Raw genomic sequence first — 19,070 nt, forward strand, 5'->3', positions numbered from 1 at the left:
TGAATGTGTTCTGCTGGATCTGCTGGGGATAAAACGCCGTCACGCCGTTGATGCCGCCGAACAGCATCTGGCCATCACGGGTTTTCAAATAAGCATTGTAGTTGAACTGGTCGCTTTGCAGGCCATTTTCTTTATAATAATTTTTGATCATGCCAGTCTGGGGATTGAACTGGCATAGCCCATTGGTGGTGCTCAACCATAAATTGCCAGCGTCATCTTCGAGAATGCCGTAGACGATATTGCTCGGCAGGCCATCTTTTTGCGCATAGGCTCGAAATGATGAATCTGTTGGGTTAAAAAGATACAGTCCCGCTCCGACAGTACCGAACCACAGCTTGCCCGCCCGATCCTGATAGATGGCCCTGACATCGACATTATTGATGCGATGGTTGAGCCGATAGGGTGTAAATTTTTTGGCCTGAAGATCAAAAGCGCCGACCCTGCTCTGGCCTGCGCCAAGCCAGAGCTGACCCTGCCGATCCAGCCAGAAGCAATAGATATTGTTGAAGCCGAGGTGGTGCCAGTCGGTCAGCAGATGCTCGAAGTGCTGGGTTCGGCGGTTGAAGCGATCCAATCCGCCGCCGTAAGTTCCCACCCAAATGTTTCCCTCTTTGTCTTCAAACAGCGCCATCACGTTATCGACCGCCAGACTGGTGGGATCGTTCTCTTGGTGATGATAATGAATGAATCGCTTTCGCTGGCGATCCATGACATTGAGTCCGCCATTGAAAGTGCCGATCCAAAGCTTGCCCTCCCGATCCTCCAGTAGCGCCTTGATATTATTCACGCTCAGGCTATTGGGATTCTGGTTGTCATGCTCATAGTAGGTAAATAACCCTGTCTTGCGATTCAGATGGTTCAATCCGCCATGCTCGGTGCCGAACCAGAGATCGCCGTTGCGATCTTCCAGAATGGCGTAAACCGCTTGTCGGTTGAGGCAGCGGGGGTTATTCACATCGGCTCGATAATGAACGAATGGTAGGTTGGAGGTATTCAGGAAGCTGATGCCGCCACGGGTGCCGATCCACAAATCGCCTTTGGCATCTTTGAAAATGGTCTGAACTGAATTTTGAACTAGGCTGTAAGGATTATTCGGATCATGGCTGTAATAGCTGAAGCGATGGTTTTGGCGATCAAAATTGTAAAGACCACTGCGATTGCCGACCCACAAATTGCCCCTGCCGTCATCCAGAATTGCCCGAATGGTGGTGCTTTCGGGATTGTTGCGATCGGGATAATAGCGATAGAAGCGTTGGTTGACTCGATCAAAGCGATTCAGGCCACCGTTTAGCGTACCGATCCAGAGCTCGCCTTTGGTGTCCTCATAAATGGAGTAAATCTCATTGTCACCAATGCTGAAGCGATTGTGAGGATCATGTCGGTAATAGCTGAATGCTTCTCGATGACGATCAAAGGCGCACAGTCCGCCTCCCAACGTGCCAATCCAGATGACACCCTCGTGATCTTCCAGCAGGGCCATCACCTCATTCGAGAGACGGGGATTTTGCTCGGGCGGATAGGGCAAATAGTGCCAGGCTTTTTTGTGCTCCAGATCGAGCCGATCGAGGCCATGCTCGGTGCCCAGCCATAAATTGCCATCCTGGTCTTGGACAATCGCATTGGCATTGTTGCCGCTCAGGACGATTTCAGATGAGGAGTCGGCCGTGAAATGAGTAAATCTTTTTTGATGGCGATCAAATCGATTCAGGCCACCCGCCTCGGTGCCGATCCAGAAATTCCCGTTGCGATCCTCCAGGATGCAACGGATAAGATTGGCCGAAATGCTGTGCGAATCATCGGGATCGGGCTGGTAGATCGTGAACGAATAGCCATCATATTTATTCAAGCCCTCATTGGTGCCGAACCACAGAAATCCCTGGCGGTCCTGGTAGATGCAGTTGACTTTGCTGTGGGACAAGCCGTCTTCGATGGTGATGTTGGTGAATTTGAGGTCCTGGGATTGGGCATGGAGCGACCCATAGCTGATCAGAGCGAATAAGAAAAACAGGCAGAATAGATTCAAAAATGAGAAAGTAACGCTAAGGAGATTCTTTAGAAAAGCATTCATCATAGTCGAGATTTTTGGTCGATGCCCCTTTAGTATTGATTTAAAATAAGCTTTTCTGATGAAAATGTCAATTCATTTTTGAGATCCGAAAGCCGCTCACCATTTTATTTCGCCGCTTACATAATTCGCCTTGAAAATTTCCATTTTTATTTTCTAATTGACTTGGCAAATTCTGGATAGATCTACTCTGCTTTCTTTTTTCGTATATGATTATCACGACGATTGAAACCGACGGACAGAAATACGGTCCAGAGCTGCCAATTCATGTTTGATCGGCTAGTCAGTAAAATTTAATCTAGCTCTCGAATGAATTTTTTATTCGAATGAAGCGACCATAAATTTTTAGTGCCATGAATCTGCATAAAACGCTCATCATCGAGGACGAGTGGCTCATTCGGGCCGAGCTTAAGAGCATGCTTTCGCACTATCCCAACATTCAGGTGGTGGGCGAGGCATCGAGTGTTACGGATGCTATCAAATTGCATAATGAATTGAAACCTGATCTGGTATTCCTGGACATCCAACTGCCAGGCGGATCAGGTTTTGATTTTTTGGACCGAGTCAATGGCCATTTCAAGCTGGTGTTCATCACCGCTTTCGATCAATATCTCGAGCGAGCTAAAAACTATCAGGCCATCGATTATTTGATGAAGCCGATCAGCAAGAGGAAATTGACGAAGGTGATACAAAAACTATAATTCGAGGAGTCCTGTCATGAGAAAGCAAGGTTATCAATTGCTTTTAATCGTAGCAATTCTTGTTTCTCCGATTTTGATTTTTGGGCAGGGAAGCGTTCGTGGGGTGATCAGCGATGCGGCGAATTCGAAACCATTGGTTGGTGCGAATGTCTTCATTGTAGGGACATCGTTGGGCAGCGCGACGGATGTGGAAGGAGTATATCGGATCATGCGAGTGCCGGTGGGACGTTACACGCTTCGGGTCACCTATATCGGTTATCAACCAAAAGATATCGAGATCGAAGTCCAGCAGAATCGGACGCTGGAGGTCAATGTCGCTCTGATTTATGATATAATCCGAGGAAAACTGGTTGAGGTTACTGCACAGGCAGAAGGGCAGGTGGCTGCGATCAACAAACAGATCAGTTCGAATACGATTGTCAATATTGTCTCTGAAGAGAAGATCCAAGAGTTGCCCGATGCGAATGCGGCAGAGGCCATTGGCCGATTGCCAGGGGTTTCGATTATTCGGTCTGGTGGAGAGGCGAATAAGGTTATCTTACGAGGGCTCGAGGATAAATTCACCAATATCACCATTGACGGAGTGAAAATACCTCCGACCGATGCCACAAGCCGCGGGGTCGATTTAAGCACCTTATCACAGAGCTCTCTTGCAGGCATCGAGCTTTATAAGGCGACAACTCCTGACAAGGATGGGGATGCGCTTGCCGGGAGCATTAATCTGGTGACTAAAAAGGCACCCGATAGTCGGAGATTTAGGCTCGATTTGAAGGGCGACTATAATCGACTCATGAATTCGGCAGACCAATATGATCTCTCGCTGCGCTATGGCGAGCGCTTCTTCAATAAGCTGTTGGGCATTCAATTGGCGGGAAATTTCGAGCGCAGAATTCGAAGCAATGAGCGGATCAATGTCAATTATAATCAAGATCCAAAGCGCTCCCAGGCTGGATATTTTATCGACGATTTTTTGCTCGAATTTACCGATGAAATCAGAAAACGAGATGGTCTCAGCTTGTTTTTGGATCTGGATACCCCTGATAAAGGGACAATTCGATTCAATACGGTTTACGGGAGAACGAAAAGAGATTATCTCTGGTCGACCCGGGATTATCCATCCAATGGCGGCGGCAATCAGGAGGGCAACCCGGTTTACGATTATCGAGATCGCGAACAAGAAATTTATACGCTGAATAGCTCGCTCCGGGGCGATAATACTTTATTGGGGCTTAAGGTAAATTGGGGAGTGTCATTAGGCCAATCGGAAGCGAAATACCCGTTTGACTACGAGGCTATTTTTGTAGAGCCATCGGGGATGTTGCCCTCTCCGATGGTGCAAAGCAATCCGGCGCAATTGATCGATTATGCAGTCAATAACTTCGCCAATGCCTCAATGTATTGGGCTTATTATCGTTCCCAGCACAATTTCGATAAAGAGCGAACTGCTTTTTTGGATATTGGTGCGCCCTATTTATTAGCAAACAAGGTCTCCGGGGAATTGAAATTCGGTGGGAAATATAAGATCAAAGATCGTACGAATGAGCGCGGCGAAGATTTCACGCCTTATTATCTCGGCAAATGGCAACCGTATGAACTGCTGCCCGATGGGACATTCCAGAAAAAAGATTTCACTGGGACTTATTTTGAAGATTGGCTCAAAGCGGGCGGTGGATTCATTGCAATTAACCAATTTTTCAGCAAACCAACTTCGCGATCGGTCTATGGTTCTTATCAATTAACCCCCCTGGTTGAGAGAGCTCGGTTGCGACAGTGGTGGCAACTGAATCGCTACGGGATCGATGCCACGGGCAACCAGCGAGAGGTCTGGCCCAATCCGCTGATTCGATATGATGATTATGATATCACGGAACGGGTGACTGCCGGCTATCTGATGAATACCCTGAATTTGGGGCGCAAATTGACGATCATCGCTGGGGTCCGAATCGAATACGAAGATAACGATTATATCGCCTCGTATATGCCGAAACCAGTTGCAGGATTCCCAGTGCCAGCGAATTCGATCCGAGATACGACCTCGGCTGCGGATCAAACTGTGGTATTGCCGAATTTGAATATCGCTTATTCGCCTTTTGATTTTATGAAACTGAGGTTGGCTGCTTATAAGGCGCTTGCCCGTCCCGATTTCAATATGCGGCTGGATCGCTACATTGCTGGCCGTCCAGCAGAGGTCGGAACCCAATTTCAGGTCTACGTGGGCAATCCACGGCTGAAAACCGCCCAGGCTTGGAATTTCGAGGCCAATACCTCGTTTTTCGGTCGATCACTAGGCCTGATCTCCATCTCAGGATACTACAAGGAGATTCAGGACATGTATCACATGCTAAACCGTTTCAACACCGTAGGTGATTCGCTGCTCCGCTTTTTCGGCATCCGATGGGCCAGCCAAATGAAAACAACGCCGTATAATTTGACACTTCCTTACAATTCACCGAAGCCCGCAAAAGTCTGGGGCATCGAATTCGAGCATCAGATCAACTTTCATTTTCTCCCCGGCCTGCTGAAACATCTTGTGCTTTCTTACAATGCTTCCCTCGTACGATCAGAGGCGGTGCTTTATGGTTCGCGGACCATCACTTACATAGATTCTTCAGGACTATTCCCGCTTATCAAGTCCAAAAATATTTTGATCGAACGAAAACAGAAGTTAGAAGGCATGCCAGAGTTTTTTGGCAATATCGCCCTGGGATATGACATTGGCAATTTCTCTGGACGGATCTCGCTTTTTCATCAGGGAGAGCATAACGTCTCGTACTCTGCCTCTGGGCTGAGCGATGAAGTTACCAATGCGTTTACTCGCGTTGATGTTGCCCTGAGGCAAAAAATTACCAATTCCATCACTTTAGTGCTCAATCTCAGCAATCTCACCAATGTGGAGGATGGCAGCTCAATCTATAATCGCGTCTATGATCGGCGATTGTTCAACGAGAGCGAAAAATATGGCATGACCGCTGATTTTGGGGTCATTGTCCAATTTTGATTTTTTCCAATTCATCCCAGTGCCATTCTGTTGTCGTGACAATCGCATATCCATCGTTTTGGAGTACCGAGAACAAGATAGTCGTTCCTTTAGCTATAAAAATTGTCTTCAATAAGAGGTTCGAAATGCAAGAATCGATTTTGACGTGCGGTTATCGGTTCATCGCTCGGGAATAAATGCGACAAGAAATTTTTGCTGCTGCAAACATTTTAAGGAGGTGATGCATGATCAACTTTAGTTAGCGGGTTGAGTGATAGTGATCGCAATCAATCGTCAATCCCTGTTCGCTCCCCGATGCTTGAGCGGTGGAGACGAAATCATGAAGAGTCCAATCAAATGAATGAAGGAGGTTCACATGGGTTACCGGAATATTGTTGCTATGGCTGCTGCCATCATCATCCTGGTCACGGTTGTTGTAGTATCTGGTCAGGAGGTGGTGGTAAAGCTAAAACCGTATGATGGGACGGCGGAGAGCTTTGTGAATGCCCAGATTGTCGCCGATACCACGGCTGCGGGAGGGTTGCAAGCCAATCGGGTCTATGAATTGGCGCGCGGCAAGTATTATCTCCATAACGCGATTTTTACTGTTCCGAATGGGAAGTGGCTCAGAATGAGAGCCGAAGCTGGTACGGGGCCAAAACCGGTGATATATCTTTGGGAAACTGGAACCGGATCAAACCCAACACGTCCACCAGGCAATTTTGTGGTGCTCAATGGTGGCAATCTGGAATTGAAGGATATCTGTATCGCTGGATTTTTCGAACCAGAGCCTGACCGCGTAGGTGGCGTTCAAGGTGGATTGATCAATACCACGGCTGTGGGGTCAACGATAATTTTGGACGGAGTCATCATGTCCAATATCAATGGGCAACATGTTCGAACTGGCCAGAACACAGTGAAGGTTCAGATCACCAATTCGATATTTGCCAATATGGGTGCGCTGACCACTTCCAACCTTGGGGCTGGTAAGGGAATCGATCTGAGAGAGGCGGCTTGCGATACTTTCATCGTCGTGAACAATACTTTTGTGAATTATCAGGACCGTGCGATTCGGCATTATAATTTCAGCAATCCGCAGGCGGGAACTGGAGAGATCAAATACGGCCGGATCGAGCATAATACTTTCGTGAACGGGATGGGATTCCACGGCTTATTCTCTTTGGGCAATGTGGGGCCAGAGATCATCATTACTAACAACTTGTTTGTCGATGCATTTGCCCTGGGCGAAGATTCCACCGATGTGACCCGCGCGGCGGAATGGGCCAACACCGGTGAGTTCTATCCCAATGGGCTGAATCGGATCACGTGGATCTTCACGGCGCCCAACGAGGTCACCCAGTGGACGGTTCGGAATAATTATTACACCATCAGCGATTCTGGCTGGGCGTTTTTGAACGATTTCAAGTTCGGTCCCGGATCTCCGCTTTCTTATCACATCAACAAGCGCTTAGGTGCTGATTCCGTGAACGCGTTCACCTATATTAATCTCAGCCTCGTTAAAATCCCAAGACTTATGACCAACATGATGCGCTGGTACGAAAGTCCAACCGGCGGTGGCAGAAAGAAAGATCAAACCAATTTCGTCAAAGAGCGGGATGACTACGATCGACGCCGCATCGAATTTTACCGCGATACCCTAAACTGCTCTTATCCGATGACCTCAGTGGCCTATACAGGGGCGCAGGGAGGTTTCCCTGTCGGTGACCTCAATTGGTTCCCAGACAAGAAAGCAGAATGGGAACAATGGGTGACGAGGGTTCAATCTGAGAAGGGGCGGATGCCAACACAATTCGCATTGCACCAGAATTATCCCAATCCGTTCAACCCATCGACAACCATTTCTTTCAGCATCGACAAAGCTGGCCCTGTGAAATTGACCGTTTATAATTTGCTCGGTCAGCACATGGCAACCTTACTGGATCGGAATCTATCTGCCGGCTATCATCAGGTTGAATTCAATGCGTCGCATTTGAGCGATGGAGTCTATTTCTATAAATTAGAAGCCAACGGAAAAGCCAGTGTCCGAAAGATGCTTTTGCTGAAATAGCGTCCGAACAAACCATCGGTCTTGGAGGGATCGATGGTCTCGGGGACTCATTCCAGATCGGGAGGGCGGAGCAGTTCTCTCGCCGCTCCCGATCGCTGGCATTTTACCAGGAGTTCAATAGAAAACTGCTCTAACTGAAGCTTTCGCTTCCAAAATTGGTGTCGGTGGTTACTTTTAAGGATGGAAAGGCATCAAGTGGCTTTTGATCAAACCAGCACAGATCAAAGAGACGAGAGATCGCGTTCGATGTCCGATCTAAGCTTCAGACGGATCATGTTCAAGAGATATTCAGCTAATTCGCAGTTTCAGAAAAGGGATTTTTAAGTGAAAAAACTATTTCAAAACTTTTATGTCTCTGCTTTCGGTTCGCTGACAGTGATGCTGTTGTCGCTCAGTTTTATCAGCCAGCAAGCGTGTATCAGCCATCGCGCCACTCGTTGGTCCGTGCGCATGGCCGATTCAGAGATGAAACGAAATCCTGAACCATGGATGATCGATTTCCGCGAAACGCCCAAGTGGGAATACACCCAGGGCTTGGTATTGAAAGCCATTTTGCAAGTCTGGCAGGCGACTGGGGAGGAAAAGTATTTCCAGTATGTCCGGGCTTATTACAATCAGTTCATTGATAGTAGCGGCAATATTTTGACTTACCGTCTGGATGAATACAATATCGATCGGATTAATCCTGGGAAGCCGCTGTTTCTTTTGTATGAAAAAACGAGGGATGAAAAATTCAAGAGGGCAATCCTATTGCTGAGGGAGCAAATGCGGACCCATCCGAGAACCAGTGAGGGGGGATTTTGGCATAAGAAAATCTATCCCCATCAGATGTGGCTGGATGGGATTTACATGGCCAGTCCCTTCTTGGCAGAATTTGCCCAGAAATTCGACGAACCAGAACTTTTAGATGATGTGGTTAATCAGATCGTGTTGATGGAACGCCACGCTCGAGATGAAAATACTGGTCTGCTTTATCATGGTTGGGATGAAAGCAGGCTGCAGCGCTGGGCTGATCCAGTGACTGGGCGTTCGCCAAACTTTTGGGGCCGCGCAATGGGCTGGTATGCTATGGCGTTGGTCGATGTGCTCGATTTTCTCCCAGACAACCATCCGCGTCGGGCTGAAGTCCTTGCCATTTTGAACCGATTGGCATCAGCGATCGCTAAATATCAGGATCCGAAAACCGGGGTTTGGTATCAGGTGGTCGATCAGATGGGGCGTAGCGGCAATTATCTCGAATCATCGGCCTCGTGCATGTTCGTCTATGCCCTGCTGAAAGGCATTCGCAATGGTTATCTCGATCGGTCTTTCGAGTCTAATGCACAACGTGGGTATAATGGGATCATTCAGCAGTTCATCACCGTTGATCCAGATGGAACGGCCAATATTCATCAAGTTTGCTCCGTCGCTGGCCTAGGGGGCAGTCCATATCGAGATGGTTCTTTCGAATATTATATCAGCGAGCCAATTCGAAGCAACGATCCCAAGGCGGTTGGTCCGTTCATCCTCGCCAGTCTCGAATATGAAGCATTGAGGAAATGATGGAAATAAATGCGGATTGACTGATTTAGCTGGTCGGTTGATCGTTTGGAATGGTATAAACATTCAATCGGAATGTTCAGATTTTTACCACTCGTTTCAAGAGGGGGCATATCGGAAAGATGAACCCAAAAATGTCATGATATTAGATGGCTCTAATCGTGAATTAATGAAATGGGATTTCGAGTGATCTGGAGTGATGGCAGCGGCTCGAGATCAAGAATAACGATGAATCACTTGAAATATATTTGTGGTCATTAAATAGGAGGCGTGATGACAGCTACAAATCGCCTGAAATTTATGAAAACAATCAGATATGGAGGCTCTGGATTCCATCGATCTCAGAGTGAATGGTTAAGAGCTGGTCTCATTGCAATCGGACTGATCTTGATTCTTGTGAGTTGGGTGAACGGGCAGAGCGTTGGCAAGATCGCTGGATCGGTGAGAGATGCAAAGACCGGGGATCCATTGCCTGGGGCGAATGTTGTTGTTGTCGGTACCCTGCTGGGGGCGGCCGCTGATGTGAATGGTGAATATTATATCTTGAATATCCCGCCTGGGAAATATGAGCTGCGCGCCAGCATGATGGGATATGAGAAGATGAAGGTAGTGGATGTAATTGTGCATGTCAATCGAACCACACGGGTGGATTTTAAACTGGAGGAGTCTGTGTTGGAATTTGGTGAGGTGGTGGTGCAAGCGACACGGCCGGATGTGGAGCGGGATAAGACTTCCACCAGTTCGATCGTCCGATTTGATGATGTTCAATTGTTACCAGGCATTCGGGATATTGGGGATATAATTCAATTGGCGGTGGATGTTATTGATGGTCATTTCCGAGGGGGCCGGGAGGGTGAAGAATATTACCTATTGCAAGGGATGGGGATCGTCAATCCGCTGGACCGATCGACGGCGTTTCAGCCGATCATGAGTGGCGTAGAGGAGGTAGAGGTGATCACCAGCGGGTTTGGGGCGCAATATGGCAATGCCCAATCCGGTATCGTGAATATTTCGATGAAGGAGGGGGATCCGCATCACTGGTGGACCAGATTGGAATCCCGCGTGCGAGCACCAGGTCGCAAGCATTTCGGCCCCAGCGTTTTTGATCCGAATGCAAACGATTATATCCGATTGTTGCTCAACGAGCAAGTCTGGTTGCGTGGCGATCCCAGCGCTGATCTGCCACAACCCTATTACGGTTCAATGGCCTCGGGACTAACTGGTAGCTTCGCCGGGGACACCCTTGTTCAACTTGCCGTGGCGCAGGCGCTCTGGCAACAAACCAGGAGAGATATCGGCAGAATCTATGGCAATGAGCTCGACAACTCGTTGGAGCTGGCGACTGGAGGGCCGATCGATCAGAGAACACGATTGTTTATCGCCGGCCGCTCGAATCGGCGCTGGAGCGTCTTTCCCACCGAGGGGCCGAACGTCGAATATCAAGGCATGGGGAACATTGTGACCGACTTGGGTTCGGGTGCAACGGTCCGGCTCAGCGCCGGATTGAACCATCTGCACGATTATGTGTTTCCGGGTTCAAATAACGTTGGTGGATATCAGCGCTGGCTCTGGGACCGGATCACTGGCGTGCGGGAACGAAAAAAGGTCAATGCCCAGTTTGGCGTTCGAGTGACCAAGACGGTGAGCCCAAGCTCCTTTTACGAGCTAAAAGTTAATTCCCTTTTCACTCATAATCGCCTGGGTGCAACGCCAGTACCACCCGTCCTTCCCGATTCGGTGGATTTCAACTGGGTGGTAGGAACGATCGCCTATCCCAATAACAATTCGCCCGATCGGCTCAATTATCAAATGGGTTATGATAGCTTTACTGATGAGAGAACACGGACGATTTCTGTGGATGGGGCATGGACCAGTCAAATTACAAAAGCGCATTTGCTTAATGCCGGTATCCAGCTCAACTCCTATGGAATTGATGTCTCAAATTTTTTGAACATTCGCTCCAGTAGACAGCTCGAAAATTACACCGCCAAACCATTCGAGGCGGCGATCTATATCCAGGACAAAATGGAGTTCGAAGGCCTGATCGCAAGCGTGGGGCTGCGGTTCGACCTCTGGTATTCTGGCAAAAAATACTATCCTGATCTGTACACCCCCTTTGGGGATCCAGACTCACTGGGACGATTCCACCCCTCGCAAGCAGTCAGCAAAAAGCCACCAATCTACGGCCGTTTGCAGCCGCGCTTGGGTTTTTCATTTCCGATCTCGGTCAGAACTGTGTTTCATTTGAACTATGGTGCTTTCATGCAACGCCCAGCTTTTCAATATATCGTTTCAACGCGACTGGGCCAGCGATTGAATGATCCGATCATTCTGGGCAATCCGCGCCTTGAGCCTGAGACCACCAATAGCTACGATATTGGAGTGGTTCAGGCCCTCACTGAAGGAATTACGTTGGACATCAGCGGCTATTATAAAGATGTCAAAAACCTAATTCAACAATCCAATTTCATCGACGAACGGGCCGGTTATCAGGTGAGTTCATATTTCAACCTCGATTATGCGGATATCCGAGGTTTTCGCATCGCGCTCAACAAACGGCGCGGGAACCTAACTGGGTCGATCAACTATCAATTCAGCTATGCGACGGGGAAAAGTGCCACGGCTACCGCTGCGACCCCAATTTTCAATCGGGACACGCTGGGCGTCGTTACGACAGATTTGACCAACGTGCCAACTCGGGATATTTTGTTGGATTTCGATCGAACCCACAACCTAATTGTCACCATCAGCTATACGACGGGGCGAGAATGGGGGCCCGCGCTATTCGGAGGAAAACCGCTTGCTGAACTGGCGGTCTCTCTTCATTCATCGCTGCAAAGCGGAAGACCCTATACCTCGCCTTTCGACATTCGGTTGATCAATGTGAAACGCACACCGATGGAGTTCAATACCAATCTGAGATTGACCAAGACGCTGCGCCACGTGGTCGGCTTATCAGCGACGATTTATGGTGAAATATATAATCTGTTCAACAATAAGATTCTCAATTACGATTATCTATTTCAGCGCCCCACAGCCACTAACCCGAACCTCCCTCTGCAGTATTATGAGCTTTATCCCATCAACGATCGTCAGAATGGAATCCGCTATTGGTGGGATAAGGGGAGGCAGGGGCCGTTCAGCGTGGATCAATCGTTTTTAATTTACAGCAATCAACCACGGTCTTATCAATTTGGACTGGTGGTGGAATTTTAACCGCACCTATAAAGAAAGTACGGGCAAATATTATGAGACGGATTGGATTTTTCCTGCTTATCCTCATGGTTTGGCTTGGCGATGGCCATTGCCAAGTCCGAGATTGGCGGGTCCACCGCAGAGGGATGCTGCATCAGACTGTGTTCAATACTGGGGAATTGGGTCGAGCTTATAATGCAGGGGGGACGATTCTGCCTGGTAGCCCGTCGATGGAATGGCCGCCATATTCCAGCATGGTGTTGGATCGTCGGAATTACCCAGGTCAACATAATTCATTCGGAAGCGGCATTTGGATCGCAGGCACTCGGCCATCGGGACGAAAATATGCCTTTTGTGGAGCGGTGTCAAATACCAGTGGCGACCCGGTCCCTGTTGTGGGCGTTTACAGTATCCCTCTCGATCTGCAGCGGATCGAAAACTATCCTGTTTTGGAGAATGGAGAGCTAAACCCGAATTTCAACCCCGATGAAGCGGAGGAGATCATCATTTCTGCCTGGGATACGCCAGTGGGGATCCGCGTAACCCGCACCAGCCGTGCCTGGAGCTACCCTGGTTATGATAGTTTCATCATTTACGAATATCAATTTGAAAACGTCACTGCGGATACGATCACGGATCTTTTCTTTACCTTTGCCAATACTTTCGCACCATCGATGTTCGGGTATCAACGGAATCATGGGAATTGGTCTGAGTCCGCCTTTCGCGGCCAGCCGCCAGCCGGGTTGGGCGATCACTTTGCTCGGTTCGACTTAAAAAGATGGATGAGCTATAATCATGAGCGAGATGGCCTTCCAGATCCAGATTTTTTTGAAAAATGGTCTCAGCCAGGGGATCGGGGTGGACTGAATTCGCCCCAGGCCGTGGGGATCATGGTACTGTATTACGATTATGACCATCTGAGCCGCAGGGATCAAACGAGGCAGGTGTTCCTGGCGCCGACTGATAGTATTGGGATGTGGGATGAAAACGGAAAGGCAAAACAGCCGTTTCTATTGCGCTATGAAAACGGCAACCTGCCAGCGGAATCGAAGACCATGACTTGGATGGACCCGTCGCTGGCGCGCAAGACCGGGATTTGGCAAGGAAAGAGCGATTCGACGCGGTTTCATGATCAATTCGAGCCAGCGCTTTGGCCATATTGGAAGGGCAGGACCAAGAGTTCGGTCAATCTTTCTTGGTGGCAGCCTGTTGCGCGCGCCTATGGCTTCTATCCCTATATTCTTCCCCCTGGGGATAAAATGCGCTTTTCCGTAGCTGAGCTGGTTGGCTACGGACCAGGCGTGGCGACCGATCGAAAGTACAAGGATCTCGGTGGCGCGGTCCGCGCTGGCGTCGATGCTGGCGCCTACTTCCACCCAGTTCCAAGCTGGTTCGACACGTTACAATATCCAAATCTGGGTAATAAGAATTATATCGGTAGCACCTATTTGCGCGATCATCCGTTGCCCTGGTATGTCACTCCTGGAGTGGTCTCCATCCGGGATGTAGCCGACAGGGCGATCGAGCTATATACCGGACGGCCATTGATCAAATACGATACGCTGCAGTACAAGCCCGAGGAGGCGCCGGCGACAGGTCGCTATAACACCATCCCCATCCCATTTCCAGCACCAGCAATTCGGGTCGAGGATACCCGCGCTGCGGCCAATCGAATCATATGGGGGCCTCAAGTGGAAAAGTTCAATACGCCAAGATTGCGAGCACCTTTCAGCCATTATGAGGTATTGAGAGCGCCCCATCCCTTGGGACCATGGAAGATCATTGCTACGGTCTACCCAGGCGATCCAGTCTATTTTAAAAATGGTGAATATTCGGTGCTCGATCCGGAAAGCAATCTTGGCGATAATGTGGCCTATGCAGTGGTTTCGGTGGATGGACTGGGCGGAAGAAGCGGCATGACCAATTTGACGCTGCATGAAACGCAAGCCCCACCCGCTGAAACGCTCGGCAAAGTGTACGTGGTACCGAACCCCCTCATCGTCTCAAGTGGGCTCGCTGGATCTGACCCCGGTGGCGAAATCAACGATCGAATCCAGTTCATGGGCCTGACACGACGATGCACTATCCGAATTTTTTCATACACCGGTCAATTGATCATGACAATCGAACATGAACAGGATACATACGGTAACCCGTGGTACCAGCTCAGCTATAACAATCAAATCATCGCCTCTGGAGTTTACTATTTTGTTGTTGAAGATCGGGAAACCAAAGCCAAATCCAAAGGCAAATTTATCGTCATCCATTAATGATTTATTAAGGTGAAAAGAAATGCGTTCGATCCGATTTACCATCCCACTGTTCGTCATTACAGCGCTGCTTTTAAGGGTTTCCGTTTCCAATGGCCAAAAAGTAGGAAGCACATCGATGCAATTTTTGAAGGTAACGCCAGGTGCACGGGCCACTGCCCTTGGGGAGGCGTATGCTGCTTGGGCGGCAGGACCAGAAGCTGTGTTCTGGAATCCTGCAGGCCTGGCGCGGCTTGAGAAAATGGGGATCTCGACCAGCTATATCAATTGGCTATTTGATGCGCAACAGGGAGCGATTGCGGCCGCTTTGACCATCAAACAGCTTGGTGCTATTGGATTCCAGGTGCAATACGCCGATTTTGGCCAGTTCGACGAAACCAGCACCCAACGCCCTTATATCAGCGATCCCGATAATCCAGGCTTTACCGGCCGAATATTTCATCCGTTCAGCTTCGTGGTAGGGGTTTGTTATGCCCGTGATCTGACCGATAAATTCTCTGTGGGCTTCGGGATGAAATATGCGTACGAATCGCTATTCAATGGGGACAGAGTAATAGCGATGATCAAGCAGGGCGTGTATGAAGAAGTGAAAACGTGGGCGAGCGTAGTCTTGTTCGATTTCGGCATCCGATACAACACTGGCTACCGGTCAATCCATATCGGCTCTTCAGTGCAAAATTTTGGGCCAGATGTGAAATATGCCAAAGAATCGCACCCAGTGCCGCTGCTATTTCGATTCGGTATTGGAGCAGATCTGATTGGCCCTGATGGACTGTTGTCCCGCAACGATAGTAGCAACCGATTAGGCTTAGCTGGCGATATCTTTCATCCTAATGATTATGACCAGCAAGTTCATTTCGGCCTCGAATATGAATTTGCCGCAAAGCTGGCGCTGCGCGCTGGGTACAAATTCAATTACGATTTTGATGGGCTAACTTTTGGCGCTGGCATCAAACACCAGTTCGAAGGGGTTCTGCTGACATTAGATTACAGTTACGGAGATATGGGGGATTACCTCGGATATGTTCAACGAATCAGTATGGGGATTGCTTTACCATGAGAAATTTAAGGCTTTTGATCTTAATGTTCGCTCTTTTTATTTCCAGAGCGATTCATGCTCAGGGATATGGAGGGCCGCTGAGCTTTCAGGGCGTAGATCATCTGGTTCTACATTCTGCTGCGGCGCGAGCAATGGGGGGGATAAGCTTCGCGATTAGAACCGATATTGGGACAATGTTTCAGCACCCAGCCGGCCTCTATTCGGTTCAAACAATGCAGCTCGCTCTTGCTGGGATGATGGAATCCCAACGTTTGCAGCAGAACCAGGAATATGCCCCGGTCCGCTATTATCCGAATCTGAGCCTCTTGTTGGAAGGGCTCACAGCTCGGATCCCAGACCCAGATACCAGTCTATTCGGATTCAGCGCCAAAGATACAGTGCAACGGCCATTCGACGACATTGGACCGAACTGGTCTCGAAAGAAAATGCGTCAGCAGCCAATCCAGGCTTTGATCGCCATTCCGATCGCAATTGGCAATTTGAAAATTGTTGCTGGCATGGGAGTAATGAACCAAGTGGACCTGAATCATTTTTATCAGAATAATAATCTCCTTTCGCCCCCGATTTTATCGCAGCGACCCCTGCCGACCTTACGACCGACCGATGACAACCCCCTCAAGGTGGATTGGCTCCAATCGATTCGATCCCGAGAGGGATGGATCAAGGGCTATGGCCTGGCACTTGCCAGTGGGATCGAAAAATTTCACCTCTGGTTCGGGGTGAGCGGAACGGCTTTAAGAGGCACCAGCGAAGACCTGGAACAGCAGATCGGTAGAGGAAAACTTACGTTCTTTTCTAATGCTTTCCGCATTGATTCTGTGTTTCATCGCACGATAAAAAGCGGAACATCGGAATTCGAAGGATATGAATTAACGATCAGTTGCCAGTGGGCCGGCCGCTACGCTACCCTCGGATGGTCCCTTCGCCCGGCTACAACGATCTCCAGATCTTATCATCTCACACTGCAAAGCGAATCGGATGCCGGGGTTCAATCCGAGCCTGTTATCGGCAAAGACAAACTAAAGCTTCCTTGGCGTGGAACCATCGGCCTTATGCTCACTCCCAGAGACAATTTGGCCTTTGGGCTCGAATGCGAAATTCGCCCTTATAAATCGCTTCGCTATATCGCGTCCGATGGGGAGGAAACAAGACCATGGCTGCCAGCCTCCCTGGTTCGCGTTGGAGCCGAATATCTGATCGCCCCATGGCTAGCGCTTCGAGCTGGTATCCGCGGTGAGGCTGAGGTGTTCGAGCCTGAGGGAAATCAACTCCCCGGAACGCCAGTAACTTATGAGGTCTATTCTGCGGGGGTTGGAGTGTTTCTTAATGAGTTTCGTTTGAACCTGAGCTATGAAAATTCGCTGATGAAATACCAAGACGTATGGTCCAGCGCCATCAGCAAAAATAGCGAGCGAACTCAGACATGGGTGATGCAGCTATCGTACGAGCTGCCGTGGCGAATAGGGGCCTCTAATTCTAAGTGAGAAATTTAAGCGCATCACTTCGAAAGTGCGATTGATAGCAAATTGATAAACTGAAATCGAGATCTGGAATTTTTTGATTGAAAAAATGGTGAAATTGGTTCAAATAAAGTCCCATCACATTTTTCAGTCGAACGAAGGAGGTGGATAATGAAAAAAGGTGTTACAGCAAGCATTGCGATAGCATTTGGATTGCTCTTCTTGCCATCACTTTGGGCCCAAAAAGTTGGGGATTATCGGACGCGCGCTAGCGGCGATTGGAATAAGGCGCAGAATTGGGAGCGATTCAACGGCTCGATTTGGGTGACCACGGGCACACCTCCCACTGGAGCAGAGACGATCACTGTCCGATCGACGGACTCGATTTTTGTCAACATCCCAGTTTCGATTACTGGCTTGCTAGTGAACCAGGGAATTGTTGAAGATAATTCCCAGCTCACCATCGCCAGTGGGGGCACCTATCAGCATGATCGTGATGGTGGCCGAATTCCCATCGCCAATTGGGAACAAGGCTCGATTATGATGCTAACTGGGGTGACTTCGACGGCGCCAACCGATCGGGATCAGGATTACTACCATCTTATCTTCAACACTCCCGGTTTGCTTTCGAATTTGAATATGAACCTGAGGGCGAATACCATTCGCGGCGATGTGAAAGTGATCAATACCGGATCGGCTCGATGGTATTTAACCACAGCTCTAGCTACAGACACATCAATTGTTACCATCATGGGTGATGTGATTGTGGAAGGCGGCGCGTTTTCGGTCCATGGCACAAGCAATGCCCAGACGACCTTCATCGTACATCACTATGGCAATATCGTGGTTACTGGGGGCAATTTTTCGATCAGCCGCGGATCGCAAGCAGGCGGAACAACCACATGGTATTTGTATGAAGGTAACTTTTCCATGTCTAATGCGACGACCCAAAGTTCGACCTCCACGCCAGGAGGAGCCCGATTTGTGTTTAAAAAGATGGGAACGCAAACGTTGACATTAGGAGAGGGCAATACTTTGACGGCCCTCCCCATCGAGGTCAGTAGCGGAACAACGCTTGATATGGGGTCTTCCAAGCTCTCAGGCAATGGGATCTTCGTGCTGAATGAAGGAGCGACATTAATGACGGCATTGGCCGGCGGAGTTGCTGAGGCAATTGGCGGCATCGTCGCTGAGGTGACACTAAAAGAGGGGTCGAGTTTTGGCTTCAATGGATCCACTAGTCAGATCACCAGCGATCGCATGCCCGCTGTGGTAACGGATTTGATCATCAATAATCCAGCCGGGGTAATTCTTTCTCGGCCCACAACAATTAACGGCGTGCTGCGATTAATGGCCGGAGAATTCGACAACACCATCCCCTTTACTTTGGGCCCAAATGGCTCGATCTCCTACGAGGGAGGCAGCTTAAAAATTCCGGTCTCGGTGGCAAGTGGGTCTCTGAACTTACCTTGCGCTTTTTTTCTCGAACAGAATTATCCGAACCCGTTCAATCCAGCTACCATGATCAGATTCGGTTTACCCCGGGCCTCTCATGTGATACTGAAGATATATAACATTCAGGGACAGGAGGTGCTGACCTTGTTAGATGCTCGCAGAGAGCCTGGAATTCACCAATTACAGTTTGATGGTTCACGCCTGAGCGCAGGTATCTATTTGTATCAAATCAAGGCGGGCGATTTTGTTGACAACAAACGGATGATGCTGTTGAAATGAG

General features: G+C 49.0%; 10 protein-coding genes. 9 read left to right on the plus strand and 1 reads right to left on the minus strand.

Annotation, left to right across the window (positions count from 1 at the left end; genetic code table 11):
* Positions 1–2,071 (minus strand): histidine kinase (locus tag ONB37_13040; GenBank protein MDZ7401081.1); only part of this gene is annotated, 2,071 nt, incomplete at its 3' end.
* 347 nt (positions 2,072–2,418) lie between these two features.
* On the opposite strand from ONB37_13040, the gene ONB37_13045 reads away from it, so the two are divergent.
* The 9 genes from ONB37_13045 to ONB37_13085 all read left to right on the plus strand — a co-directional run bounded on the left by ONB37_13045 (position 2,419) and on the right by ONB37_13085 (position 19,069).
* Positions 2,419–2,766 carry a response regulator gene (locus ONB37_13045; protein MDZ7401082.1) on the plus strand — a complete coding sequence of 116 codons (348 nt, stop codon included), beginning with the start codon at positions 2,419–2,421 and terminating at the stop codon, positions 2,764–2,766.
* A gap of 16 nt (positions 2,767–2,782) precedes the next feature.
* Positions 2,783–5,764, plus strand: coding sequence for a TonB-dependent receptor (locus ONB37_13050; GenBank protein MDZ7401083.1), 2,982 nt, complete (start codon positions 2,783–2,785; stop codon positions 5,762–5,764).
* A 355-nt stretch (positions 5,765–6,119) separates the two neighbouring features.
* Positions 6,120–7,811, plus strand: coding sequence for a T9SS type A sorting domain-containing protein (locus ONB37_13055; protein ID MDZ7401084.1), 1,692 nt, complete (start codon positions 6,120–6,122; stop codon positions 7,809–7,811).
* A 324-nt stretch (positions 7,812–8,135) separates the two neighbouring features.
* Positions 8,136–9,353, plus strand: a complete 1,218-nt coding sequence (locus ONB37_13060; protein MDZ7401085.1) for a glycoside hydrolase family 88 protein — start codon at positions 8,136–8,138, stop codon at positions 9,351–9,353.
* Positions 9,354–9,623: 270 nt separating this feature from the next.
* A complete protein-coding gene (locus tag ONB37_13065) occupies positions 9,624–12,566 on the plus strand; it encodes a TonB-dependent receptor (GenBank protein MDZ7401086.1) in 2,943 nt (980 codons plus the stop codon).
* A gap of 32 nt (positions 12,567–12,598) precedes the next feature.
* A complete protein-coding gene (locus ONB37_13070) occupies positions 12,599–14,815 on the plus strand; it encodes a T9SS C-terminal target domain-containing protein (protein MDZ7401087.1) in 2,217 nt (738 codons plus the stop codon).
* A 22-nt stretch (positions 14,816–14,837) separates the two neighbouring features.
* The gene (locus ONB37_13075) at positions 14,838–15,875 is read left to right on the plus strand and encodes a PorV/PorQ family protein (protein MDZ7401088.1); all 1,038 of its coding nucleotides are present in this window, start codon (positions 14,838–14,840) and stop codon (positions 15,873–15,875) included.
* Positions 15,872–17,359: a hypothetical protein gene (locus ONB37_13080; GenBank protein MDZ7401089.1), complete on the plus strand. Its 1,488-nt coding sequence runs from the start codon at positions 15,872–15,874 to the stop codon at positions 17,357–17,359. Before ONB37_13075 ends, ONB37_13080 begins: the two co-directional genes overlap by 4 nt.
* A 147-nt stretch (positions 17,360–17,506) precedes the next feature.
* Positions 17,507–19,069, plus strand: a complete 1,563-nt coding sequence (locus tag ONB37_13085; GenBank protein MDZ7401090.1) for a T9SS type A sorting domain-containing protein — start codon at positions 17,507–17,509, stop codon at positions 19,067–19,069.
* The last annotated feature ends 1 nt before the right edge of the window (position 19,070 follow it).

This window comes from candidate division KSB1 bacterium (assembly GCA_034506395.1).
Classification (GTDB): Bacteria; Zhuqueibacterota; Zhuqueibacteria; order Thermofontimicrobiales; family Thermofontimicrobiaceae; genus Thermofontimicrobium.

What these genes read in the sequence shown, in the direction of transcription:
- ONB37_13045 (MDZ7401082.1), top strand. Translation starts at nt 2,419, where the DNA reads ATGAATCTGCATAAAACGCTCATCATCGAGGACGAGTGGCTCATTCGG.
- ONB37_13050 (MDZ7401083.1), top strand. Translation starts at nt 2,783, where the DNA reads ATGAGAAAGCAAGGTTATCAATTGCTTTTAATCGTAGCAATTCTTGTT.
- ONB37_13055 (MDZ7401084.1), top strand. Translation starts at nt 6,120, where the DNA reads ATGGGTTACCGGAATATTGTTGCTATGGCTGCTGCCATCATCATCCTG.
- ONB37_13065 (MDZ7401086.1), top strand. Translation starts at nt 9,624, where the DNA reads ATGACAGCTACAAATCGCCTGAAATTTATGAAAACAATCAGATATGGA.
- ONB37_13070 (MDZ7401087.1), top strand. Translation starts at nt 12,599, where the DNA reads ATGAGACGGATTGGATTTTTCCTGCTTATCCTCATGGTTTGGCTTGGC.
- ONB37_13075 (MDZ7401088.1), top strand. Translation starts at nt 14,838, where the DNA reads ATGCGTTCGATCCGATTTACCATCCCACTGTTCGTCATTACAGCGCTG.
- ONB37_13080 (MDZ7401089.1), top strand. Translation starts at nt 15,872, where the DNA reads ATGAGAAATTTAAGGCTTTTGATCTTAATGTTCGCTCTTTTTATTTCC.
- ONB37_13085 (MDZ7401090.1), top strand. Translation starts at nt 17,507, where the DNA reads ATGAAAAAAGGTGTTACAGCAAGCATTGCGATAGCATTTGGATTGCTC.